General features: G+C 53.5%; 23 protein-coding genes and 1 riboswitch. Of the genes, 6 read left to right on the top strand and 17 right to left on the bottom strand.

Translation table 11 applies throughout. From position 1 onward, the window contains the following. Nucleotides 1-185 precede the first annotated feature (185 nt). Both Q8W24_RS13060 and Q8W24_RS13055 read right to left on the bottom strand, forming a co-directional pair. Nucleotides 186-917, bottom strand: coding sequence for an SAF domain-containing protein (locus Q8W24_RS13060; protein WP_305475550.1), 732 nt, complete (start codon nucleotides 915-917; stop codon nucleotides 186-188). 68 nt (nucleotides 918-985) lie between these two features. After that, a complete protein-coding gene (locus Q8W24_RS13055) occupies nucleotides 986-1,363 on the bottom strand; it encodes a hypothetical protein (RefSeq protein WP_303431961.1) in 378 nt (125 codons plus the stop codon). A 509-nt stretch (nucleotides 1,364-1,872) separates the two neighbouring features. On the opposite strand from Q8W24_RS13055, the gene lexA reads away from it, so the two are divergent. Together lexA and Q8W24_RS13045 are read left to right on the top strand one after the other, a co-directional pair. After that, nucleotides 1,873-2,475, top strand: coding sequence for a transcriptional repressor LexA (lexA, locus tag Q8W24_RS13050; protein WP_303431960.1), 603 nt, complete (start codon nucleotides 1,873-1,875; stop codon nucleotides 2,473-2,475). A gap of 57 nt (nucleotides 2,476-2,532) precedes the next feature. Then, nucleotides 2,533-2,976: a cell division inhibitor SulA gene (locus Q8W24_RS13045; protein WP_303431959.1), complete on the top strand. Its 444-nt coding sequence runs from the start codon at nucleotides 2,533-2,535 to the stop codon at nucleotides 2,974-2,976. Nucleotides 2,977-3,047: 71 nt separating this feature from the next. Here Q8W24_RS13045 and Q8W24_RS13040 read toward each other — a convergent pair whose 3' ends face one another. The 11 genes from Q8W24_RS13040 to Q8W24_RS12990 all read right to left on the bottom strand — a co-directional run bounded on the left by Q8W24_RS13040 (nucleotide 3,048) and on the right by Q8W24_RS12990 (nucleotide 13,884). Next, complete coding sequence (locus Q8W24_RS13040) at nucleotides 3,048-3,296, bottom strand: hypothetical protein (RefSeq protein WP_303431958.1); 249 nt, start codon at nucleotides 3,294-3,296, stop codon at nucleotides 3,048-3,050. Nucleotides 3,297-3,363: 67 nt separating this feature from the next. Beyond that, complete coding sequence (locus Q8W24_RS13035; protein ID WP_305415328.1) at nucleotides 3,364-3,846, bottom strand: DUF6586 family protein; 483 nt, start codon at nucleotides 3,844-3,846, stop codon at nucleotides 3,364-3,366. A gap of 12 nt (nucleotides 3,847-3,858) precedes the next feature. Continuing rightward, nucleotides 3,859-4,434 (bottom strand): YfaZ family outer membrane protein, encoded by a 576-nt coding sequence (locus Q8W24_RS13030; RefSeq protein WP_303431956.1) that lies wholly within the window; start codon nucleotides 4,432-4,434, stop codon nucleotides 3,859-3,861. Nucleotides 4,435-4,603: 169 nt separating this feature from the next. Beyond that, nucleotides 4,604-6,508 (bottom strand): molecular chaperone HtpG, encoded by a 1,905-nt coding sequence (htpG, locus tag Q8W24_RS13025; protein ID WP_305415330.1) that lies wholly within the window; start codon nucleotides 6,506-6,508, stop codon nucleotides 4,604-4,606. A 196-nt stretch (nucleotides 6,509-6,704) separates the two neighbouring features. Then, nucleotides 6,705-8,435 (bottom strand): thiamine phosphate synthase, encoded by a 1,731-nt coding sequence (locus Q8W24_RS13020; RefSeq protein WP_305415332.1) that lies wholly within the window; start codon nucleotides 8,433-8,435, stop codon nucleotides 6,705-6,707. 31 nt (nucleotides 8,436-8,466) lie between these two features. Further along, nucleotides 8,467-9,288 (bottom strand): thiazole synthase, encoded by an 822-nt coding sequence (locus Q8W24_RS13015; RefSeq protein ID WP_305475549.1) that lies wholly within the window; start codon nucleotides 9,286-9,288, stop codon nucleotides 8,467-8,469. Nucleotides 9,289-9,291: 3 nt separating this feature from the next. Then, entirely contained in the window at nucleotides 9,292-9,495 is a 204-nt protein-coding gene (locus tag Q8W24_RS13010; protein ID WP_303431952.1) for a MoaD/ThiS family protein, read from the bottom strand. Then, a complete protein-coding gene (locus Q8W24_RS13005; protein WP_305415336.1) occupies nucleotides 9,492-10,670 on the bottom strand; it encodes an FAD-dependent oxidoreductase in 1,179 nt (392 codons plus the stop codon). Before Q8W24_RS13005 ends, Q8W24_RS13010 begins: the two co-directional genes overlap by 4 nt. Next, nucleotides 10,663-12,618: a phosphomethylpyrimidine synthase ThiC gene (thiC, locus tag Q8W24_RS13000; RefSeq protein WP_305475548.1), complete on the bottom strand. Its 1,956-nt coding sequence runs from the start codon at nucleotides 12,616-12,618 to the stop codon at nucleotides 10,663-10,665. Before thiC ends, Q8W24_RS13005 begins: the two co-directional genes overlap by 8 nt. Before the next feature lie 155 nt (nucleotides 12,619-12,773). Further along, nucleotides 12,774-12,876, bottom strand: a riboswitch (TPP riboswitch). A 19-nt stretch (nucleotides 12,877-12,895) separates the two neighbouring features. Next, nucleotides 12,896-13,387 carry a PaaI family thioesterase gene (locus Q8W24_RS12995; protein WP_303431949.1) on the bottom strand — a complete coding sequence of 164 codons (492 nt, stop codon included), beginning with the start codon at nucleotides 13,385-13,387 and terminating at the stop codon, nucleotides 12,896-12,898. After that, entirely contained in the window at nucleotides 13,384-13,884 is a 501-nt protein-coding gene (locus Q8W24_RS12990) for a PaaI family thioesterase (RefSeq protein WP_303431948.1), read from the bottom strand. The genes Q8W24_RS12995 and Q8W24_RS12990 overlap by 4 nt, the downstream gene beginning before the upstream one ends. 230 nt (nucleotides 13,885-14,114) lie before the next feature. Between Q8W24_RS12990 and Q8W24_RS12985 the strand changes: the two genes are divergently transcribed. Next, nucleotides 14,115-15,773, top strand: a complete 1,659-nt coding sequence (locus tag Q8W24_RS12985; RefSeq protein ID WP_305475547.1) for an alpha-amylase family glycosyl hydrolase — start codon at nucleotides 14,115-14,117, stop codon at nucleotides 15,771-15,773. Between the two features lie 37 nt (nucleotides 15,774-15,810). Here the strand turns inward: Q8W24_RS12985 and Q8W24_RS12980 are convergent, their stop codons facing one another. After that, nucleotides 15,811-16,668 carry a prephenate dehydratase gene (locus Q8W24_RS12980; protein ID WP_303431946.1) on the bottom strand — a complete coding sequence of 286 codons (858 nt, stop codon included), beginning with the start codon at nucleotides 16,666-16,668 and terminating at the stop codon, nucleotides 15,811-15,813. 366 nt (nucleotides 16,669-17,034) lie between these two features. Here Q8W24_RS12980 and Q8W24_RS12975 point away from each other — a divergent pair, with 366 nt between their 5' ends. The 3 genes from Q8W24_RS12975 to Q8W24_RS12965 are packed head-to-tail and all read left to right on the top strand — an operon-like array spanning nucleotide 17,035 to nucleotide 20,025. Continuing rightward, entirely contained in the window at nucleotides 17,035-17,961 is a 927-nt protein-coding gene (locus Q8W24_RS12975; RefSeq protein WP_305415341.1) for a hypothetical protein, read from the top strand. A gap of 22 nt (nucleotides 17,962-17,983) precedes the next feature. Beyond that, nucleotides 17,984-18,796 (top strand): mannosyl-3-phosphoglycerate phosphatase, encoded by an 813-nt coding sequence (locus tag Q8W24_RS12970; protein WP_305475546.1) that lies wholly within the window; start codon nucleotides 17,984-17,986, stop codon nucleotides 18,794-18,796. Nucleotides 18,797-18,807: 11 nt separating this feature from the next. Then, nucleotides 18,808-20,025 (top strand): glycosyl transferase, encoded by a 1,218-nt coding sequence (locus Q8W24_RS12965; protein WP_303431943.1) that lies wholly within the window; start codon nucleotides 18,808-18,810, stop codon nucleotides 20,023-20,025. Nucleotides 20,026-20,072: 47 nt separating this feature from the next. On the opposite strand, the gene Q8W24_RS12960 is transcribed toward Q8W24_RS12965, so the two are convergent. From Q8W24_RS12960 to zwf, 3 genes are all read right to left on the bottom strand, one after another. Then, the gene (locus tag Q8W24_RS12960; protein ID WP_303431942.1) at nucleotides 20,073-21,803 is read right to left on the bottom strand and encodes a sugar phosphorylase; all 1,731 of its coding nucleotides are present in this window, start codon (nucleotides 21,801-21,803) and stop codon (nucleotides 20,073-20,075) included. A 159-nt stretch (nucleotides 21,804-21,962) separates the two neighbouring features. Next, nucleotides 21,963-22,664: a 6-phosphogluconolactonase gene (gene pgl / locus Q8W24_RS12955; RefSeq protein WP_305415342.1), complete on the bottom strand. Its 702-nt coding sequence runs from the start codon at nucleotides 22,662-22,664 to the stop codon at nucleotides 21,963-21,965. A 10-nt stretch (nucleotides 22,665-22,674) separates the two neighbouring features. Continuing rightward, entirely contained in the window at nucleotides 22,675-24,132 is a 1,458-nt protein-coding gene (gene zwf / locus Q8W24_RS12950) for a glucose-6-phosphate dehydrogenase (protein ID WP_305415343.1), read from the bottom strand. Between the last annotated feature and the right edge of the window lie 28 nt (nucleotides 24,133-24,160).

The following is a 24,160-nucleotide window of genomic DNA, read 5'->3' as shown; positions in this document are numbered from 1 at the left end:
GACAGAGACAGAGACAGAGACAGAGACAGAGACAGAGACAGAGACAGAGACAGAGACAGAGACAGAGACAGAGACAGGATAAACTCTGATCGGCAAGCGCAAGGGCAAGGGCAAGGGCAAGGAACAAACGCCGCTGCCCACTCACCACTCAGGCAAAAACAGTAAAACCGGAGTCTGACTCCGGCCTAGCGATGAACAATGACAGTTTTTTTCGTCAGCCCGGAATAAACATCAATCGTATGATTCTGCGGTGCTGTCGGCATCCAGACAGCCTGGGTGGCCACCTCTGCCGTCGCCGGATTATGCAGCACCAGACTGACGGTATCCGAATTATTGATCGCCGCCAGCGGATACACCTCTTCCGGCAATATCGAAATCACCAGCGTGGTATCTCCCTGATACGACAAATGATTGCCCGATTTACCCGCACTTGCCCGCAGCGCTTTCATGGAACCAACCATACGAATATTACTGGCCGCCTTACGCACGCCCTGGGCATTCTTGACCAGCACATCAAAACGGTCTGCAGACTGTATTTGCGAAACCGGGATGGAACCGTGGCTGACGGTCAAGGTATATAAAACACGATTATCCGCCAGTCGTTCCGATAACGTCGGGATATCCGGAGCCGCAAGCTCACCAAAATAAAAAGGCATGCCCGCTTGTTTAGCCACCTTGAGCACCTTGCCGACCACCAGACTGGCATCCAGCGCCTGTCGATCCGTTTTTTCAATTTCGTGCATCGTCAGTGTGTTTTCAGTCACCAGGGTACCGGCGGTCAAGGTCTGGTTAGCCACCAGCACCGTGTGGTAATTCATCTTGTCGATCTGGCGATATCCCAGCACCGCGGTCAGCAACGCTGAAATAGAAAATACCGTCAAACCAACAATGGCACTGCCGTTTAATCTGCGTTTCATGATCCATTCCTCCGTAACCACTGAACGAATAAAGGTTCTGACCCATTGGTCAGAACCTGATCAGGCGATCAAGGAGCAGTCAAGGTCCCTGCAACAGCAGCAGAACTGGCACCCAGACTGGCAGCCGTTGCACCACCTTCCAGTGCGGTGGCGGTGACGAAGGTAAACTCGGTATTGTCCCCGGCAATCACATCTGGCGCGTCGCCATAAACCGACCCTTCGACGGCGGCGGTACTTTCGCCATTCACCAGACCATTAAATGCGTAGGTCTGATCCAGGCTGCCAATGGCTTCCGCAACGTCTTCCATTTCTGCTGTCAGTGCATCGCGCATGGTCACCAGACCCACTGTCAAACCGACCACCATGGTAGTCACCAGCAGCACCAGCTCCGAGGTCATAACGAAACCACCCTGTCTGGTTTTATGCGCCGTAATTGAAGTTGTCATAATGTAATCCTCATTGCATTTTAGGTATTTTATAGGCTGTAAAAACGTTCAAGCATTTCATTGTTAACCCCTTGTTTACTCTGCTCTAGCCAGTCGTTAACCGGGGTTACATGGGTATTGCAGCCGTTGTGCCAATTTTTGAAATACCCTTTCCAGCGGCGTATCCGGCGATACAAAAACACCATATTTGCCAGCCCTAGAAACATAAAAACCCTTTATTAATGCGGGTTACAGCGATGCCGGAATATTTTATAAAATATCCTGGCCTGCACCAGAAACCCTGAATATCAGCTCAATAACAAAACGTAATGCCTCTCAATACCTGACTTTGCCATGGCATGACGTTTTTTGATTCGCAAAATGAAAAGTAATTTGAGAATCAGAAACAGCCCAGTACCGGAACCTCGCAGGCAACCAACCCGGAAAAGATCAACTACTGTGGGTTTACACAGTGTTTTTTACTGTATATATTCACATCTACTGTACAGATAAACAGATATGGAAACCCTATGATCAAGCTCACCGCCAGACAGCAGCAGGTACTCAACCTGATCAAATCCGCACTGGAAGAAACCGGTTTTCCACCCACTCGTGCAGAAATCGCCAAGGAACTGGGATTCAAATCCCCCAACGCCGCAGAAGAACATCTCAAGGCACTGGCACGCAAAGGCGCAATCGCCATCATGCCCGGTGCCTCCCGGGGTATCCGGATTATCGGCACGGAACCGGAAGGCCTGCCAGTCGTTGGCCGCGTGGCTGCCGGTGAGCCGATCCTTGCCCAGGAACATATCGAGGAATACTGCAGCTTGCCCGCCAATTTCTTCAAGCCAAGTGCCGATTATCTGCTGGAAGTACAAGGCGACAGCATGAAAAACGTCGGGATTTTTAATGGCGACCTGATTGCGGTACACAAGTGTGAAAGCGCCCGTAACGGTCAGATTGTGGTGGCCCGGGTCGAAAACGAAGTCACCGTCAAACGCCTGGAAAAAAATCGTAACAAGGTGCTGTTACACGCCGAAAACGACGCCTACCGACCGATCGAAGTCGATTTGCGTCAGCAGGAATTCAATATCGAAGGTTTGTATGTCGGAGTCATCCGCCGTAATCACTAATCAATCCGCCCAGACAAGACAGCCAGTATCGGTCAGTAGTCATTCACGAGGTTTTGTATGCGCCAACTCAGCTTGCCAGTCGATCGTCAGCCCGTATTGCCGTTTACGAGTATCAACCCGATAACAAGCAAGCCACACGCCTGTGGCAGCCTGACCGAAGTGATTGTCTCTGATGACAGCGCGATCCAGCCGATGCAGCTATTACCCATGCTGGCGCATTGTAATGCCAGTGACCGCTGGCTGATGTGGCTCAGCCCTAACCGAACGCTGAACAAACGATCACTGGCTGATATGAATCTCGACAAGGCACCGGTTATTCATATCGATCTCCAGGCAGATACCCAACAACTGTTGTGCCAACGCATTCTCAACAGTGGTAATAGTCACCTGATTATTGAATGGCAAGGGAATATCAGCCAGCGTGAACGTCGCCGCTTGCATAGTCTGGCACGGCAGAGTGGCAGCCATGTCGTACTGGTACAGGTCCGCCCAAACCTCTGACATACATATAACAGTCGCGCATAAAAAACGGGTAGCCAGGCTACCCGTTTTTTCATTACCCAGCGAAGCATTTAATGCAGCGGATAGCTGTGTTCTTCAACATCAAAGTCATCATCCACATCCATGCCCGACAGCTCGCTGACCTTACGGACACCGGCTTCCAACATCACACGTGCAACATCCATATGGTGCTCACTCAAGCTGGCTTTGGCATCCTCTGAAAAGTGGATTCGCATTAATGCATCACCGTCTTGCTCATCGGCCCGACGTAATGCAACATCCCCATTGGAAAGCTCAATAATCTCGAAAAAGCGTGCCATATATCGTCTCATAAAAAGTGACTGATCAGTCTAACACAGGTGCGACAAACACACGCAGGGCAGAATTTCAGGATTCGCGCTGATTGGCTCGTTGCTCATCGATAAGCTGATGAAAGCAGGCCAGCCAACCGGACACATCCTCTCCATCCCCCGACACCGGATCGTCGGCCGTCGAGGTAATCAGGCGCGTCGCCAACATTGGCTCCACGCCTGATAGCGCTGGCCAACCCAGCTGTTCCACCGCTTGCAAAAAACGGTAAAACCAGCTGAACACGTCTTCGGACAACGCCTGCCACTGGCGCATATCACCCGTCACCAGAGACGTTTGCTGCAACAATTGTGGCAGCGATTCCACTCGGCTGTTCACACCGGCTGCCTGTGCCAGCTCATTCAGATAACACCGATAAGCGGCCAGCAGCTGCAACAGCGCTGCATCATTTAACCCCTGAGTCAAAGCCTGACCCAGGTTCGCCTCCGCGGCTGCAGGTAATTGCTCCAGCAGCAGCCGGCATTGATACAGGCGCTGATTGGTCTGTCCAACCCAGTTCATGGCGGCCACAGATCAGAAGTCCAGTGTCAGGCCCAAATGCCAGCCATCACCCAACTTGTAGCGTTCATCCATATGTTCGACACGAATACCATTATAACGATAACCAGCATAGACACGGGCGGAAGGAATCACCGCATACTGGGCACGAAAATCACTGTTGATCAGGTTTTCGGCATCACCAAAAGAGACAACCGCAGGCGCATAATAGGCGTAAGCGGCGAAACTGACATCCGGATGAGTTGGAATGGCAGCACGGAAAAAGCCACCAACACCCAGAGCTGCACCATCGTAGTGGTCACTTTCAAAAGCAAAGGCCTTGGCACCCACTCCGATATACAGATTACCGTGCGGCTTGCGCAAATCGACAACATGTACACCGGCACCCAGCATATTGCCATCGTCCATATCGTGCAGGGCCGACAGGTTCATATGCAAGCCTGAGCTTGCCTGCGTACCATCATAAGCAATACGGACAGCATCATTGGCGAGACTGAGATCCAGAGCGCCACCCGCCTGGGCACTCATTGCCAGGCATGACAGTGCAGAAGCAGCCATAACCCGACGAACAGCCAGAGTCATTCCTTTCATAATTCCCCCAAAAACAGTAAACCCCGGCCAGCAGAACTGCGGCCGGGGCATCAAATAACAAGTGCGGGCATATTAGCAGTGCCCGGCAATCGGTAACATGCACAGATTACAAAAACTGACGCTAATTTGAAGCAGTTCGCCACCCGCCAACACGGGTGGCGCACGCGCTTTACTTCATCAGATCCAGCAGCAGTTTGTTCAGTTTACCTACGTATTCCGCCGGATTTTTCAACTGGCTGCCTTCGGCCAACTGCGCCTGGGCATGGATCAGACCAGCCAGTTCAGCAAAACGGTCTTCATCCTGTTCATGATCCAGACGCTCGATCAGCGGATGCGTCGGGTTGATTTCCAGCGTAATCTCCGGCTCTGGCATCGACTGACCAGCGGCTTCCAGCATGCGCCGCATATGGCCACCCATATCAAACTGGCCGACCACCAGACAGGCGGGAGAATCGGTCAACCGTGAGGTGACTCGTACATCCTTGACATCCGGCAGTACTTTTTCCAACCGCTCAGTCAGGCTTTTATGGCTTTCCTGCAGGGTTTCCTGTTGTTTCTTTTCATCTTCATCAGCGAGTTCATCAAGGTCCAGTTCACCTTTGGTGATGTCCTGGAATGACTTGCCATCAAAGGCATTCAGATGACCAACCATCCACTCATCCACACGATCGGTCAGCAACAGGACCTCGATACCTTTTTTGCGGAAATATTCGATGTGTGGGCTACCCATGGCAGCCGCGTGGGATTCGGCGGTGATGTAGTAGATTTTTGTCTGGCCTTCATGCATACGCGCGACATAATCCGCCAGGCTAACGGTCTGGGCTTCGCCTTCGCTGGTCGAAGTGGCAAAGCGGAACAAGGCGGCAATTTTTTCCTTGTTGCCATTGTCTTCCGCTGGGCCTTCTTTTAATACGTCACCAAATTCGTTCCAGAAGGTCTGGTATTTTTCGCTGTCGTTTTTCGCCAGTTTGGTCAAGGTATCGAGGATACGTTTGACCAGTGCCGAACGCATGCTGTCGACCTGCTTGTCTTGTTGCAGGATCTCACGAGAGACGTTCAGCGACAGGTCGTTGGAGTCCAGCACCCCTTTTACAAAACGCAGGTACAGCGGCAGGAACTGCTCGGCATCGTCCATAATAAAGACGCGTTGCACATACAGCTTCAGGCCCCGGGCACTGTCGCGGTTCCACATGTCGAACGGTGCCTTGGAGGGAATATACAGCAGGCTGGTGTAATCCAGTTTGCCTTCCACCCGGTTGTGCATCCAGGTCAGTGGCTCATTCCAGTCATGGGAAATGTGTTTGTAGAACTCCTGATACTCTTCATCCGTCAATTCTGAACGGGAGCGGGTCCACATGGCTTTGGCCTGGTTAACCGCTTCAGGTGCCTTGCTGGCTTCGCTGTCTTCAGCCTCGTCATCGGCACTGATTTCTGGTGGCAAGAAAACCGGTACCGCAATATGGTCAGAATACTTTTTGATCAGTGAGCGCAGACGGTAGTTATCAGCAAACTCAGCTTCATCGGCTTTCAGATGCAGGATGATTTTTGTACCGCGTTCAGGCTTGTCGATTGGCTCCAGCGAGAAATCGCCTTCACCGGCGGATTCCCACCGAACCCCCTGGTCCGCTGCTTCTCCGGCACGACGGGTTTCCACCACGACATTGTCGGCCACAATAAAGGCAGAGTAGAAACCGACACCAAACTGGCCGATCAGCTGGGAATCCTGTTTTTGATCACCAGTCAGGTTGCCAAGAAACTCGGCAGTACCTGATTTGGCAATGGTACCCAGATGATTGATAACATCATCCCGGTTCATACCAATGCCGTTATCGGTAATGGTCAGGGTGCGCGCATCGGCATCAAAATCGATATGCACCGCCAGTTCACTCTGGCCTTCAAACAGAGCGTCGTTTTGTAACGCTTCAAAACGCAATTTGTCGCAAGCATCCGACGCATTGGAAATCAATTCACGCAGGAAAATTTCCTTGTTGGAATACAAGGAGTGAATCATCAAATGCAACAGTTGTTTTACTTCGGTTTTAAAACCAAGCGTTTCTTTGCTAGCTACGGTCATGCCTGTCTCCTGTCTCAGTACACCCACGGTGTACTCCGTTACCTGTATCAAAAAACCGGCGACCACTCACAATACGAGTGGTCGCTACATGTCATGGCTACAAGGTGGGGACAGCCCATCGCTTTTCAAGCCCAAAGAGACATCTATCAACGCCAGTGTCAGAAAATACCATGCCAACAGGCGATATAAAGGCAGTTCAGTGCTTACAAATCGTACAGATCCGGGGTGACAGGTGTTGTGATTTCCGTATTTTCAAGGTTTCTACCCCCTCACCAAAACGCTCTCTTCGAGGCGGAAACCAGCACTGCAATTGTTGTAACCGGTCTTCCAGTCCGTCGTCATCAGCCAGTGCGGTCACAATAGCAGCAGAACGAATCCCGCTGGCAGCAACCGGCTGAATCGTCTCGGTGGTAATACCACCAATACAGGTCAGGGCAACCGCATCACTGCGTCGCACCCAACGGCTCAAGGTATCGCACCCCAGCGGAGGATACTTGAGTGTTTTGGAAAGTGGCTTGAACACCGGGCCAAAAGCAATATACGACGGCTGATAACGCAACGCGTGAAGTATTTCCCACTCGCTATGAGTACTGATCCCCAGCATCAATCCCGCTTCGGACAGGGCCACCAGGTCGGCTTCCAACAAATCTTCCTGCCCCAGATGTACCCCATCGGCCTTCAGTTCCAGTGCCAGTTGCCAGTCGTCATTGATAAACAGTGGCACACCGGCATGGCGACATAACCGAATGGCTTCCCAGGTTTCGTCACGATAGTCCGGGCCAGGGTTTTTGACCCGCCATTGCAGGCTGTCGATCCCCAGTTTCAGCAACCGCCGTAAATGTGCCAGATTATCAACCAGGCCATACAGTCCCAGGCTATGTGGTAACGCCGGGAAGGTTCGGGAAAAAAACATCCGGTCAGATGTCAATGAAGCACTGCTGGTAAGCGGTAACAGTTCCAGCCCCAGCTGGGCGAAGGCGAGCTGACGCACATCCGCGGCGTGCAGCTGATGATAGCCAGAAGCACGCTGGCTGGACGCCGCCAGGCTGGCCAGGGTATTCGCCACCGCCAGCATCACACTGTCATAACGACGTAATCCGGAAGCCAGTCCGGCAGCCAGAGCCGCAGCCAGATGACAACCGGTGCCATGGGCTGACCAGGGCAAGCGGTAATGCATCAACATAAATGACGGTGCCAGTCGCTGCTCCGGGTCCAGCGCCTGGATATCGATGCCCGCCGCGGCTTCCTGTTCGCTGTCCGGGCCGATATACCAGTCAACCAGAATATTTTCTCCCTGACGGCAGTGCTGTCCCTCATCGCTTTTCAAGTCCAGTTGCAGCGCCGTAATACCTGTCACCAGAACGGCCCCGGCACCAGCCGCCAACAGGGTCTGGGCGGCCGTAAAAATCCCCTGCCGATGAATATCCGAATCACCGGTCAGCCGTAATAACTCCGTTACATTGGGCGTAATCACATCGGTCAGCTTCAATAACCCGGCGTATTCATCCAGGCAATGCCAACTGGCCAGACCGCCTCCGGTTGCCCCCAGCACCGGGTCCCAGATAATCGGAACCCCACGCTGTTTCAGCAGTTGTAGCCGTTGTAACAGCCAACGGAACAACTCCGGGTCGGGGGGAATCCAGCCCAGACGAACCGCCTGGGGCCAGCCATCATCCTGTAATGCCACCCATTGGGCATCCAGCATTGATTGCGTCACCGGCTCAACCGCCTGTACGCCGCGGCTGCTTTGCGCGGTGATCGCAATCACCAGGGTGGCACAATCCACCCCCATGGCTTGTGCCATCGACACATCGGCCTGCATACCCGCTCCCGCCGAACAGTCAGACGCTGTAATTGACCAGATTCTGGCGCGTTCGGACGGTGCCTTGGGTGTGCCGCAATAACATTCTGAAAAAAGCGTTGTCACGCGTCGTTTACCTCCTTGAAAACGTTGTGTATTAAGAACTTGTCTGGTGCCAGAAAGGCAACCCGAGCAGCGGTGTTGACGGGCTGGCTTGCGGCCGCTCGGTCATTAACCCGGCTTCGTAGGCCATACGCCCACCGGAAACAGCCGCAGCAAACGCAGAAGCCATGGCCACTGGTTGCTCTGCCTGGGCCACGGCGGTATTCAGCAGCACGGCATCAAAGCCCAGCTCCATGGCCTGCATTGCCTGGGATGGCTTCCCCAGCCCGGCATCAATCACCATAAAGGCTTCCGGCAAACGTTGCCGCAAACGTTTCAGCCCTTCCGGATGTTGTAGACCACAGCCACTGCCAATAGGTGCCCCCCAAGGCATGATGCCAACGCAACCGGCATCCAGTAAGCGCTGACACAGCACCAGATCTTCGGTGCAATACGGTAATACCTTAAAGCCCTGGGAAACCAGCTCGCGGGCGGCTTCCAGCAGCTCAAACGGATCGGGCTGGAGAGTATAGTCATCTCCCATCACTTCCAGCTTGATCCAGGGTGTGGCAAACAATTCACGGGCCAGCGTTGCCATCAGAATCGCTTCTCTGGCAGTAAAACACCCGGCCGTGTTTGGTAATAACCGGGCACCCGTCCGACTGGTCGTTTCTTTCAGCAAGGCCCAGTGACCGTTATCTTCAATATTGCGAGCCGTCTGGCGACGTAATGCCACCGTCACAAAGCCGGGGCTGGCAGCGGTGATCGCTTCGGCCATCAGGTCTGGCGAAGGGTATAATGAACTGCCCAGCCACAATCGTCCGGCAATGTCCTCTTCGGCCAGTGTTACCGTCTGTTTTACTGTTGGTACGATCATGCATCACCCTCCTGTCATTGCGCCCAAGATATCAACCTGCATACCATCAACCAGTGCCAGCTCATGATATTGGCCCTGATGGATCAGGCGCTGGTCCACGGCAACCACAAAATTGCCCGCGGCAGCAGCGAACCCTTGTTGCTGCAGCAGCTCATCCAACCGTAATACACTCACTTGTAACCATTCTCCGTTGAGGCATATCTTCATACTGCGGCCTCCGCTGTTGCGCTGGTCTGACGACTGGCCGCCGCTAGCGGCATCAACCCCAGCGGTACCTGATACTCTTGCTGCAAACGGTCGAGAAGCGCCGGCGACAATAAAAACCCATGGCGGTACAAACCATTCACTGCCAGCGTTCCGGCAGAGCGGGTGATTTCAGGTTCATGGTGGCTCAGTGCCGGGCGTAAATTGGAGGCCAGCTCCAGGATGCGGGCTTCTGCCAACGCTGGTGACAAGGCATACAGGGCACTGAGCATTTCCAGCGCTGAGCGCACACTGACGGGAGATCGATCAGAGCTTTCAATTTCAGTGGCCCCCAAGATGTAGCGCCCCTGCTCCTTGGGAACCAGATACAGATGGTATTTGGGGTGCAGTAATCGTACCGGCCGCTGAATTTCAACATCCGGTGCCTCAATCCAGATTACCTCGCCCCTCACACCGCGCACTTGTGACCGCCAACGCTGGGCGCCAACACCACAGCAATCAATCCATAACACTGCCGGATAAGCCTGTTGGTTCACATACCAATGGCTGTGCGCGTCTTCAGCAACGTAATCAACCGGACTATTCAGACTGATTTTTCCACCAGCGGAAATAATGGCCCGATGTAACAAAACCAATAGACGGCGATTTTCCAGATGACCTTCCGGCATCAGCCAGAGGCCGCGCCGGAATTGCTCCGACAAGTGCGGCTCCAGCGCCTCGATTTGCTGGCGATTTTGCCAGGCAATACCCTGCTCGGCTCCAACATGATGCCGTGCAAGGCATCGCCCCATATCATCCAGCAGACCATTATCGGCGGGATGGGCCACCATCAGAGTCCCTCCCCGGCAAAAATCGATCGTTTCCCCAGTGTCGGCCGACAACGCCTGCAACAAGGTTGGCCATAGTTCCAGCGACTGCAATCCCATCCGGAAAAGATTCGGGCTACAGAGCGGCAACTCACTGTAGGGGGCCACCATGGCGGCGGCGGTATGTGCCGCGGCCCGGGGAGTTGCTGGTGCGAGGGGCTCTTCCTCACTGGCTTCAAACAGGTGTACCCGATAACCCTGACGTGCCAGTCGCCAGCCAATCAGGCTCCCGATCAAGCCAGCTCCGGCAATACAGATTTCGGCTCCGGAGGCTTTCCACGCCTCCCAGTCATACTCGCAGCGGTTATGCATTATCCAGTGCCTCGTCAACCTCGCTCATCTGATCGGTGCTACTGGCGGGATGGTAAAGCTCGCTGCCTTGCTGGCGAAATTCTTCAGCCTTGTCGGCCATCGCTTGCTGGGCTTGTTCCGCGTTAGCAGCGTCTCGTACTTCCTGGGATATTTTCATGGAGCAAAACTTGGGGCCACACATGGAACAGAAATGCGCCAGTTTATGGCCTTCTTTTGGCATGGTTTCATCGTGATAGGCCCGGGCTGTCTCCGGGTCCAGCGCCAGGTTGAACTGATCCTGCCAGCGAAATTCAAACCGTGCTTTGGACATGGCGTTATCGTGTATCTGGGCACCGGGATGTCCCTTGGCCAGATCCGCCGCATGCGCCGCGATGCGATAAGCCATCATGCCCTGTTTGACATCTTCCTTGTTGGGCAAGCCCAGATGTTCCTTGGGGGTGACATAACACAGCATGGCGCAGCCGTACCAACCGATCAGGGCGGCGCCAATGCCGGATGTAATGTGGTCGTAACCGGGCGCAATGTCAGTGGTCAGCGGTCCCAGGGTATAAAACGGCGCTTCCTGGCAATGCTTTAATTGCTCATCCATGTTCTCCTTGATCATATGCATTGGCACATGACCAGGCCCTTCGATAAAGGTCTGCACATCGTGCTGCCAGGCAATTTTGGTCAGTTCGCCCAGGGTGTGTAATTCGGCAAACTGGGCTTCATCGTTGGCGTCTGCAATCGAACCGGGGCGCAAGCCATCCCCCAAAGAGAAACAGACATCGTAGGCTTTCATGATGTCGCAGATGTCTTCGAAGTGACTGTACAGAAAGCTTTCCTGGTGATGTGCCAGGCACCACTTGGCCATAATCGAACCACCTCGGCTGACGATGCCTGTTACCCGCTTGGCGGTCAGTGGAATATGTGCCAGCCGCACCCCGGCATGGATGGTGAAATAATCCACCCCCTGCTCAGCCTGTTCGATCAAGGTATCGCGGAACAATTCCCAGGTCAGGTCTTCTGCGATGCCTCCGCATTTCTCTAACGCCTGATATAGAGGTACGGTACCAACAGGCACCGGCGAGTTACGCAGAATCCATTCACGGGTTTCATGAATGTTTTGCCCGGTCGACAAATCCATAATGGTGTCGGCTCCCCAATGGGTTGCCCATACCAGCTTTTCCACTTCATCGGCAATGGAAGAGGTAACGGCCGAGTTGCCAATATTGGCGTTGACCTTGGTACGGAAATTACGGCCAATAATCATCGGCTCGCTTTCCGGGTGATTGATATTATTCGGGATCACCGCCCGTCCTCGCGCAACCTCATCACGAACAAATTCCGGGGTAATCAAGGCAGGAATATTGGCACCCCAGCTTTGCCCCGGATGCTGCTGTGTCAGCGCATCGGCTAACGCCTGCTCGGTCAGCCCGAGGTTTTCACGGATGGCAATGTATTCCATTTCCGGGGTGATAATCCCCTGCCTGGCATAATGCAACTGGGTGACATTGTTGCCCGGCAAGGCACGCCGTGGCTTGCGTTCGGTTTTCATACGCCACTGCTCGTAACGCAAATCCATATCGCGGGTCTGGCTGAAATATGAGCTGGACTGGGCCAGCACTTCCGTATCGGAGCGCTCGTCAATCCACGGTTGCCGCAGTGCGGACAAGCCTTTGGCAAGATCCAGATCAAGCGCCGGATCACTGTACGGGCCCGACATATCGTAAACCCGCACCGGTGGATTATGCTCGGTGTTGCCATCACTCAATTGGGTAGGCGTCAGCTCAATTTCCCGAACTCCGACCTGTATATCGTCCCGGGAGCCCTGAATATAGACCTTGCGTGAGGCCGGATAACTCAAGCGATCCAGCTGCGCCTGGGTCAGTGGCGACTCGGCATTGGCGGTATTGCCGTGTGTTTTGTCGTGTGTTTTGTCGTGTGTTTCATTGTTGGCGGAAGCCATACTTGATACCTCTCTGAATATGGAAAGGATCAGGCAGGCAGCGGTACAAGAAAGAAAAGAGGCGGGTCATGGCCGATCACGTATCAGGTTCAGCCGGGCGACTGATACCTTCATGCAGAACCCAAACATCCATCACAGTAAAAGGATGCCGGATCATACGTGACTTTTCTGTTCCCTACGCTGGCACTAACCAGATCAGGTTCAACGGGATCCGCAATTGCGATCTCAGCCTCCAATGAGGCACCCCGACAGAATGTTCGAGCAGATTAAACGCTATTTATGACGGCGACAAGCCTTCTACGCCAAAAGAAGCACTCAGCAGAAAATGTGCCCGGGCCGTGGCAATCGGTTGTTGCCGGTCACTTTGCCAGGCAGTGATAGCCACATTGGCCACTCGCACCCCTTGTCGCCAGATCTGGCAATCAACCAGGGTATCCTGATCGCGCCCGGCCCGTAGATAGTCCAGCGAGAAGTCGATCAGTTTGGGCAAACCCATGGGTTCCGCACGGATCAGCACCTGAATCGAGGCTGCCAACTCCATAAATCCACCGATCACGCCACCGTGAATGGCTGGCAATAATGGATTACCAATATTGTCCGGGTTCCTGGGTAAGCGAAATAATAATTCTCCCTCTTGTTGCAATACTTCGGCACCGATAACCGCCGCATAGGGAATCGCATTCATCAAGGATTGATAGTCTCCACTGGCGCGGGCATATTGGACCTTGCTGGCAAAATCATCCTGCTGGGTGGTCGTTTGATCCGTCATCCGTTGTCTCCCTGAATACCCGTTGCCAGCGCATTGGCCGGTTGCAAATGCGTCAAGCGCATAAACGTTGCATTGCATTTGGCGATCACTTCACCATCATCGGCCTGCACCACCCGACAGTCGGCAAACACCACCGAGGCAGTGACCCGCTGCACACTGGCGTGAGCCAACAGGTTCTGACCGCTGCGAGCCGAACGCATATAATCCACCCGCAAATCCAGCGTCGGGCACAACTCAAATCCCGGCAAGGCGTTGACTACCGCGGTGCCACAGGCAGTATCCATCAGAGTCGTCAAACTGCCGCCGTGCAAGGCTCCGGTGATCGGATTACCAACCAGTTCAGGCGCATAGGGCAGCATCATGACCAGCCCGTTGGCATCCGCAGAAACCAGAGAGATACCCAGTACCTGACAATGTCGCAACACCGAGATAAAACGCGCTGCGCGTGCAAAACGCTCGGCGTCAGAAATCGGCTCGACGGTTTCATTATTGCCCATAATTCACTCGTCTCTTTTATAATTAACTTTTTGGAATAATACCCAAGATAGTCCACCACGCAAGACATCCATGCCAACCATGCCTTCAGGTCAACACCAATCGGCCCCGGCACCATCCAGCGCTGCGGTAAAACCAGTCCCCTTGCTCACTCTGACGGTTGTTGACAGGTTCGTCATATCCCTGTCACGGCCGGAATCTACCGTCAGGTTTTCGCGACAGGAGCAAGAGGATGAACTGGTGGCAACATGGAGTCGTTTATCAAATATATCCACGCAGTTTTCAGGACTCAAATAATGATGGTATTGGCGACCTGCAAGGACTGATCAGCCGCCTCGATTACCTTAATGACGGAACGCCGGATTCGCTGGGTATAGATGCTATCTGGCTCTCACCTGTCTACCCGTCACCGATGCTGGATCTTGGCTACGACATCTGTGATTACCAGGCTATTGACCCGGTATTTGGTACCCTGGCCGATTTTGACCAGCTGCTGCAACAGGCCCATCAGCGTGATATTCGTATTATTCTGGATCTGGTCGCCAACCACACATCGGATCAACACCCCTGGTTTATCGATAGCTGCCAACCTGGATCCAGCAAGGCCGACTGGTATCTCTGGCACGATGGTAACACCTGTCCGAATAATTGGCAGGCATGCTTTGGTGGTTCTGGCTGGAGCTGGCATCCCGTCAGAAAAGCCTGGTATTTTCATTCGTTCTTGCCCCAACAACCAGACTTGAACTGGCGTCACCCTGAGGTACAGCAAGCGATACAAGCCGTGATGGAATTCTGGCTGGCCCGCGGCGTCGATGGTTTTCGTCTCGATGTGGTCAATCTTTTTTACAAGGCCAGAGACCTGCAGAACAACCCGACAGATTGGCTCAAACCGGCACGGCCTTACGACCGTCAGAGACATATTCACGACCGGGACCAGCCAGAAATGCACGAGCTGCTCAAACAGATGCGCTCGTGGGTTGATCAGTACCCGGACCGCATGATGGTCGGAGAAATATTTATCGCCGATTCAGATGATGCCAGCCTGCCCGCCAGCTACTGCGGCAATGGTGATGAACTGCACTTGGCGTTTAATCTGGCTTTTTTGCGGGCTCCATTTTCAGCCCGAGCATTCCGTGCCGTCATTCATCAGTGGATCGACTTGCTAGGGCACGAGAACTGGCCGAATTACACCCTCAGCAACCATGATATCAAACGCCATATCAGCCGTTATGCCGCTCACTCAGACCGCACCCAGGCTGAACAACCACCTCACAAGCACAGCCTCGAACGGGCACGTCTGCTGGCGATGCTGCTGCTGACACTACGCGGTACACCCTTTTTGTATTACGGTGAAGAAATTGGCATGCCGGAACAACCGGTTTCCCTGCCCCAGCGACAAGATCCGGTAGGCAAACGTTACTGGCCCTTTCACCCTGGCCGCGACGGTTGCCGGCGGCCAATGATGTGGCAAATACCCAATACCTTTTCCAGCGCGGCCAGCTGGTTACCAGAAAGGGCGATTGAGGGTACAAGTGTCACCGACCAAAGCCATGACCCCGACAGCCTGCTGAGCTGGTATCGACACTTGATATGGCTGCGCAAACGCACTCCGGCCTTGTACCGGGGCAAACTCAAACTTATTGGCAGTCCTGACGAAGTGCTTGCCTACGAGCGTTGTGAACAGCCACACCGTTTACTGGTATTGCTGAACTTTTCCAGCCAGCCACAGCCAGTTAACCTGCACCATCATGCTGTTATGCGCTGCCTCGCCAACAGCCATGCATCCGCTGCCCCGGCATACCGGGACGGTTCGTTATTACTCGAGCCACTACAGGCACTGATACTGGAAATCAATCCGGACTTTCCGCAACGGGCCTCAGTGGCTCCATGACTAGCAGCAACACTGATCCAGTCAGACCCAATCATCATTAACGCTGACCGGCAAACAGCTGATCGCGATAAGCATGGGATGGATAAATACCAAAAATACGAATATCCCGGGCAAAATATTCCAGCTCATTCAAAGCCAATTGCATATTGGCCTCCTGAGGATGTCCAAGGATATCGGCATGAAATAGACTGGCTTCCATACTGGCGCCATCCATATAACTTTCCAGCCGCAACAGGTTAATACTGTTGGTGGCGAATCCGCCTAATGCCTTGTAAAGCGACGCTGGAATATTACGGACGGTAAATAACACACTGGTGATATAGGTGATATCCGGCTGTCGTATTTCGTGCTGATGTTCCCGGGCAAACACCAGAAAACGAGTGGTATTACCCATCACATCCTGAAAGTTTTCATGCACCACTTCCAGGCCATACAAATCAGCCGCCAAGGCCGATGCAATTGCCCCTCGATGGCGATCACCACTGGCTGAGAGATCCTCGGCTTCCTGGGCGGTGTCCATGGTCGGCACCGCTTTCATCCCCAGATTCACAATACGCTGATGACACTGAGCCAGCGCCTGGGGATGCGAAGCCACCGACTCAATATCCATAAGCTGCACCCCTGGTAATGCCAGCAAACAGTGATTGACCGGCTCAAAGTGCTCGGTAATTGCGCACAAGCGCGTGCGCGGAATAATTCGATAGATTTCCTCAACCCGACCTGCGGTCGAGTTTTCCAGCGGGATCATTGCCCGGTCAACCTGACCAGCACTGACCAGCTCCAGCGCGGCCTGGAAATCTTCACAAGCAACCGCTTCCCAATCCGGAAATACCCGGCTGCACGCAAGGTGAGAATAGGCACCCGCAGTCCCTTGATAAGCAACACGGCCAGCCATGACGTTCTCCTGAATTCCCACTACAGCGATAACCGCTGAATCGAGTGGTTTGCACCAACAAAAAACACAAGCACCAAAAAAGAGCGCATTATGCACCAATAAATTACAATACTTTCTGAAATAGTGAGGCCGCCAACCGACCCACTCTCGCCCCGCCAGCAAGATGTCACGCTGACCATCGGTCAGTACGGGGCTTTACTATCAACTGGAACCAAAGTTCATACATTGGCCAGTTTGACATGTAGTCTGGCACGGTCTCTGCTACAAAGCATACAGCAAGCCTCTGATATATCAGCATAAACCCGCGATAGAGGCCAACCTTAATACGCGGCTTCAGCAGCGCATGACCGACTTGCGAGGACTATCATGACCACCACACTCTGGCCCGGAACACGACCTCTTGATGAACACCTCCGCACCACCTTCGCCAGTAATTATTCCGCGTTAAAGTCGTTACCAGAGCCCTGGCTGAAACAATGGCCTGATGTTTGGCTACCCGTCGCCACCTGGGTGGCGCAGCAAAAAAATGAACTGGGTGGTGTTCCGGTCATCGGCATTCATGGTGGCCAGGGTTCCGGCAAATCGACCCTGAGCCAGGCCCTGGCCAGCTTATACAAAGCCGCGCTGGGCTGGAACTGTGTCATCGTCTCCATTGACGACCTTTACCTCGGTCATGATCAGCGTCAGCAATTAGGCCAGTCAGTGCACCCATTACTGGCCACACGGGGGGTTCCCGGCACTCACGATGCCACCCTGGGTCGCCAGTTGTTTACCGATCTGAAACAACTGGAGCCTGGCCAGTGTCTGACCATTCCAGCCTTCGACAAGGTTTCGGACGATCGTTTGCCAGCATCCGATTGGCACCAGATTGTTGGCCCTGTTGACCTGATTCTGTTTGAAGGCTGGTGTGTTGGTTGTCATGCCGTCGAGGACAGCCAGCTGGATGAACCCGCCAACCAGCTCGAAGCAACGGAAGACACCGACGGCCAATGGCGCCGCTGGGTCAACCAGCGCCTGGCCGAGGACTACGCCGACTGGTTTGCCATGATGGATCGTCTGGTCATGCTGAAAGTCCCCGGCATGCAAGCCGTACTGAACTGGCGCGGCCAGCAGGAAGTTGAAAACCGCAAGCACGCCAAAGGACAACACGATCGGGGACTTGATCACGCTGGACTGGTACGATTTATCCAGCATTATCAGCGTTTGACCGAAAATGCCTTGCGTGATTTGCCTGGGCATGCTGATCTGGTACTGGAACTGAACAACCAGCACGCCGTTAACCACATCCATTGATTACTATTGCCGGGAGCGCGTCATGTCAAGCAATACCAGCCAATGCGACATTCCGACGGTACCTCTGGTCGTGATAACCGACCTTGATGGAACCCTGCTCGATCACCACAACTACAGTGCCAATGCAGCCCTGCCCGCACTGAAACGCCTGCGGGCCTTGCATATTCCTGTGCTGTTTAATACCAGCAAAACCTGTGACGAAGTCAGTGGCTTGCGCCACGAACTGGACAATCGTTATCCGTTTGTCTGTGAAAACGGCAGCGTTATCCATATCCCCAAACCCGATGCCACAGGCTTTAACAGCGAAGTGCTTGGTGTCAGCTATGTCGATATCCTCAAAGCCCTGCATCAACTGCAGCACGAAGGTTTTCATTTTCGCGGGTTTAACGATATGCCGGCCACGGAAGTGGCAGCCATGACCGGATTGTCGCAAGACAACGCCTGGCTGGCCAAAAAACGGCAAGCCTCTGAACCACTGCTCTGGCACGACAGCGACGAAGCTCTCGAACGCTTCCGCCAGCGGCTGGCTGAGTATCAGCTGACACTCACCAAAGGTGGCCGTTTTTACCACGTCATGGGTACCACCAACAAAGCCAGCGGGCTGGATTTTTTCCGTCAGTATTACCAACACCAATGGCAGCTCACGCCACAGGTTGCCGCGCTGGGCGACGGCGAAAATGATCGCGCCATGCTGGAAGCTGCCGATTATCCGATCGTTATTCCGGGCGAAAACCAGACCCTGACACTGCAGCATCCCTCCGCCAGAACGGCGGCCCACAAAGGGCCAGCGGGCTGGAATACTGAAATACTCACATTATTAGAACAATTATCATAAGGAGCCTGGTCATGGCTGACTTTTACCAGAATGGAACAATCACCACCCTGCACAACTTGGTTGATCGTCCACTGGAAGAAATGGAAAAAGAACTGCTGAGCTTTTCCCGCGTACGTCCGATGTCCCTGGTACTGCCTTCGCTTTACTCTGAACTTCAAGGCCCAGCTCTTGGCCATATCATTGACGAAATCAGTGAAGTCCCTTATCTCAACGAGATTGTTATTGGTCTCGATCAGGCTGATGAGTCTGAATACCAACACGCCAAAGATGAGTTTTCCCGGTTGCCGCAACATCATCGCGTGCTCTGGAATGATGGTCCACGGCTGCGCAAAATCAATTCCTTACTGGAAGAAAAAGGCCTGGCTCCCAAGGAAATGGGCAAGGGTCGCAACGTCTGGTATTGCTATGGCTATGTACTGGCATCCGGTCGGGCAGAAGCCGTTGCCCTGCATGATTGCGACATCGTCACCTACGATCGCAGCTTACTGGCCCGACTGATTTATCCGGTCGCCAACCCGGCTTTCAACTACGAATTTGCCAAAGGTTATTACGCCCGTATTGCAGACAACAAGATGAATGGCCGTGTCAGCCGACTGCTGGTCACGCCACTGATTCGAGCGCTGAAAAAAGTGCTGGGGCAAAAGGAATATCTCGATTTTCTCGACAGCTTTCGCTACCCATTGTCGGGTGAATTTTCGATGCGCGCCGACGTCCTGAATGACCTTCGGATTCCGACCGACTGGGGGCTGGAAATTGGTGTGCTGTCTGAGATGAACCGCAATTACAGCACCAATCGTCTCTGCCAGGTGGATATTTGTGACAATTATGATCACAAGCATCAACCACTGTCAGCAGAAGATTCAGCGCTGGGCCTCTCCAAAATGAGTACCGATATCTGCAAGGCTATCTTCCGCAAACTGGCCACCCAGGGCGAGGTTTTCACCAACGAAACCTTCCGCACCATCAAGGCAACCTATTTCCGGGTCGCACTGGATTTTGTTGAAACCTACTACAACGATGCTCTGATGAACGGTTTGACACTGGACCGCCACCAGGAAGAGGCCGCGGTCGAACTGTTTGCAGAGAATATTATGTCTGCCGGTGATTATTTCCTCGAAAACCCAATGGAAACTCCGTTTATCCCAAGCTGGAATCGCGTTATTTCCGCCATCCCGGATATTCTCGATCGTCTTTACGAAGCCGTTGAGGAAGATAATATCCAGTCCTGACAACACGACGTCGCTGGTGAGTCAACCACTCACCAGCGACGCTTGCTTCAACTGGTGAGCCACACGGTCTGATACGGCTTCAGAGTCAGAGTATCTCCTAGTGGTCCGGCCTCCTCTTCCAGCAAATCTGTCATACCCAATACCAGGAACCCCAGACTCGCCAGTGGCAACGCCATTTTGCGCTCCGTGACGTTGGAGATAGCAAAAACGGTCTGGCCTCGGTCACCACAGCTGCGTTTAATAATAAACAGGTCAGAGTTGATACGAATCACCTCCTGACGGGCGTCAGGGTGGAACGCTGGCTGACGTCGACGTATCCGGATCATCTGCCGTAACCGATTAAAGATCTCGGCCTGGGGGGTTACCGGATTGTTCAGCAGCGTTTCCAGCTCTTCACAATTCCAGATACGGCGGTTGATCGAGCGCGTACGGCCGGTTTGCTCCACGTGGGCCAGATCATTTGGACTGGCGGTCAGGCTGTGAATATACACCGCAGGAATCCCCTGCATCGCCAGCATGATGGCCTGGGAACACAGGAAACGTGGCACCTGGAAGTGATCCGGGCCACGACGGGTTCCCATGCAAGCATCAAACAGGGCAATATTGATTTCGTAGGGGCTTTCCGTGCCGTCCGGATTCGCCTTCATACTGACGAAACCACCAAATTTGTGCATGCATTCAATCAGGTTTTCAACTTCATGAGCCGGCAGGATGCCCTCTACCGGACGCACGCCAATCCCGTCATGGGAGGCAGTAAAATTAAGATAGGTGCAGCCTTCCGGCAGCGGTGGAATCTTGCTGGCCCAATCAGCCAGATAGTCAGATTTCCCCCGATTCAGCGCGTGTAAGACCAACGGCGGCAAGCCAAACTGATACACCATATGCGCTTCATCCGAGTCACCAAAATAACTGAGATTTTCGGCAACCGGCACATTGGTTTCGGTTATCAGTACCACTTCAGGGGCTACTGCTTCGACGATATCGTGCATCAACTTGACGACTTCATGGGTCTGCGGCAAATGGATGCAATTGGTACCCAGCTGTTTCCACAAGTAGGCAATGGCATCCAGCCGTACAAAACGGGCACCCTGCTCGACGTAAAACAGCATGATGTTCATCATCTCAACCAGCACTTTGGGGTTGGCGTAGTTGAGATCAATCTGATCTTCACTGAAGGTCGCCCAGACATGGCGAACACCCCGGTGGGTATGTACCGGCGTCAGCAAGGGTGTATTACGTGGTCGTGTTACCCCGGACACATCGGTACCGATTTCGACCTCGATAAAATAGTCGCTGTAAGGTTCGCAGTTAGCGACATAATCGATAAACCACAAACTCTCTCGCGAACAATGGTTCACCACCAGGTCAGCCATCAGGTCGAAGTTTTCAGCGATACTGGCAACATCTTCCCAGTTGCCCCAGTCAGGGTTGACCTGACGGTAATCGATCACGGAAAAACCATCATCCGAACTGTAGGGCGAAAATGGTAGCAGGTGTACCGCATTCAAGGTGTCTGCCACATTGTCCTTGAGAAAACGGCTGAGAGTCTGGAATGGCACCTCCCCCGCCTGCTGGATGCTGTTGCCGTAAGTGATCAGGATAACGTCTTCCTGGCTCCAGCGTTGTCCATTGGTCATTTCTCCCGGCTGGCTCTTGCGGCCTTCCAGAAACTTGAGGCACAAACGCTCCAGATCAGCCGCGGTGTCGGCTGCTACAGTGGCATCGAGATAAATCTTCTGGAGACGTCTGGTAAGCCTGGTGATCAGGTCATTTGACATATACTTTCCTGGTTAACTGTCGCAATAGACTGAATTCACTGCCATTTTTATGCCGTAATGGCACGAGCGGGGCGGAAGCCAGCCAAGAGAGGAAAAAGATACAGAGAGAAAAGACAATCACTCCTGCACCCCTCAAAAAATCCCGGCCGCCTCTTCCTTTCAAGGCGTTCGAAATATACTCAGCGGCACTTGAGACTGATATAACAAGGTACGAACCGGCATGGCGGCAATATTCTGCTGCTGGCCAGGATCACAGGCAGCCTCGAAGACAGCCTGTTTTTCCGCCCCTTCAAAGTGTAAGAATATATTCTGACACTGGCTTAACATCGCCCAGGTCAGGGTCATTCGGGGCAGTGCCAGCTCAGCATCAACGACTGGCGAGCTCCAGGCTGAACCACCTTCATCAAGGCATCGCTCCAATGCGGCTGACTGTGGAAACCAGGATGCCGTATGACCGTCGGTTCCCATCCCCAGTACCGCTACATCCAGCCGCGAAATTTGCTCATGCAGGCTGTTTTCACAGTCCATAAAACCGGCAGTCGGCGTCAGGGCTGCATTTTTCAGGGGTAAAAAATACGCAGCAGCAGCCGGGCCTTGCAGTAAATGCGCCTTGACCAGGCCGGCATTGCTGGACGGATCACTTTCATCAACCCAGCGTTCATCCACCAATGTCACCAGAATCTGGGACCAGGGCAACGCCCGCTTGCCCAGTTCTTCAAAAAAGGCTTTCGGGGTGTTACCACCACTCACGGCCAGACAGGCTCTGCCTTTTTGCGCAACCCGCTCTTTCAGGCAAAGACTGACCGCATCGGCTAACTGTTTTGCCAGAATACTGGCGGAATCAAATCGATTGTCGCTCATACATGCACTCCTAGCTGTTTTCGATCCACAAGCGTCCATCCCTGGCCAGCAGCAAGGTCGATGCCGCCGGTCCCCAGGTGCCCGATGTATAGGGCTCAGGGCGCAGATCCACTTCTTGCCAATGCTGAATAATAGGATCTACCCAGCGCCAGGCTTCTTGCAGTTCATCATCCCGTAAAAACAGGGTCGCGTTACCACTCAAGGCATCAAACAACAGACGTTCGTAGGCTTCGGGAACCCGGGTTTTACGGTGGTTTGCCGGATTCAGACTCAGGTTCATTGGCCGTACACTCATACCCGGCCCGACCCGTTTCTCACACAACATCAACCGGACACCTTCATCCGGCTGCAAGCGGAACACCAGTTTGTTTGCCATGGTGCTCTTGTGCTGTAACGGAAAAATAGAGTGCGGGATTTCCTTGAAACTGACAACAATTTCACAGGCCCGCTCCGCCAATCGTTTGCCGGAACGTAAATAAAACGGCACGCCCGCCCAACGCCAGTTATCAATTTCGACCTTGGCAGCGATAAAGGTTTCAGTATTACTTTTTTGCTGAACACCCGGCTCGGCGCGATAAGGCGGTACGGGCTGGCCATCCGCAACACCGGCGTCGTACTGACCACGCACGACATTACGATTGATGGCCTCTCCAACAATTGGCCGGAGAGCCTTGAGCACTTTGACTTTTTCATCACGAACCGCGTCGGTTTCCAGTTTTGACGGCGGTTCCATCGCCACAATACACAGCAGCTGCAGCAAATGATTCTGGAACATGTCGCGCATGGCTCCGACTTGCTCGTAGAACTCGGCCCGTTTTTCCACCCCGATTGTCTCTGCGATCGTGATTTCAATATGATCGATATACTGATGGTTCCACTGGGATTCAAACAGTGAGTTGGCGAACCGCAAAACCAGCAGATTTTGTACGGTTTCTTTGCCCAGATAGTGATCAATCCGATAAATATGTGATTCATCGACGTATTCGGCCACTGCACGATTGATTGCCAGCGCCGATTCAAGATCGTGCCCGATCGGTTTTTCAAGCACCACATTGGTGCACGACTCAAGCAAGTTGTTTTGCTGCAGTCCTTTACAGATCGGGGTGAACAAGGCCGATCCAGTGGCCAGATAAAATACCCGGTTAGCGCTGCCCTGAACCAGTACGTCATTCAGTACCTGATAGGACGACGGATCGGTTGCATCCAGGCTGACACACAGCAGCTTGCTGGCAAAGTCATGCCAGACGGCTTCTTCGAGGTATTCCTTGGCGACATGTGTTGTCACCGCCTTACGGACCTGCTCAACGTAATCATCGTGAGTAATATCCCGGCGACTTACCGAGATGATTTTACCTTCAGGCAAGCGACCATCCCGTTGCAACAGGTAGAGCGCTGGCAACAGCTTGCGTTGGGCCAGATCGCCCATGCCCCCAAAAAGTACCAATTCAAACGGTGCGCTGATCTGCATATATCCTCCAAGCTCTGTCTGTCCAATG

Source organism: Oceanobacter sp. 4_MG-2023 (assembly GCF_030689165.1).
Lineage (GTDB): Bacteria > Pseudomonadota > Gammaproteobacteria > Pseudomonadales > Oceanobacteraceae > Oceanobacter.
This window is presented reverse-complemented; position numbering and strand designations above follow the sequence as displayed.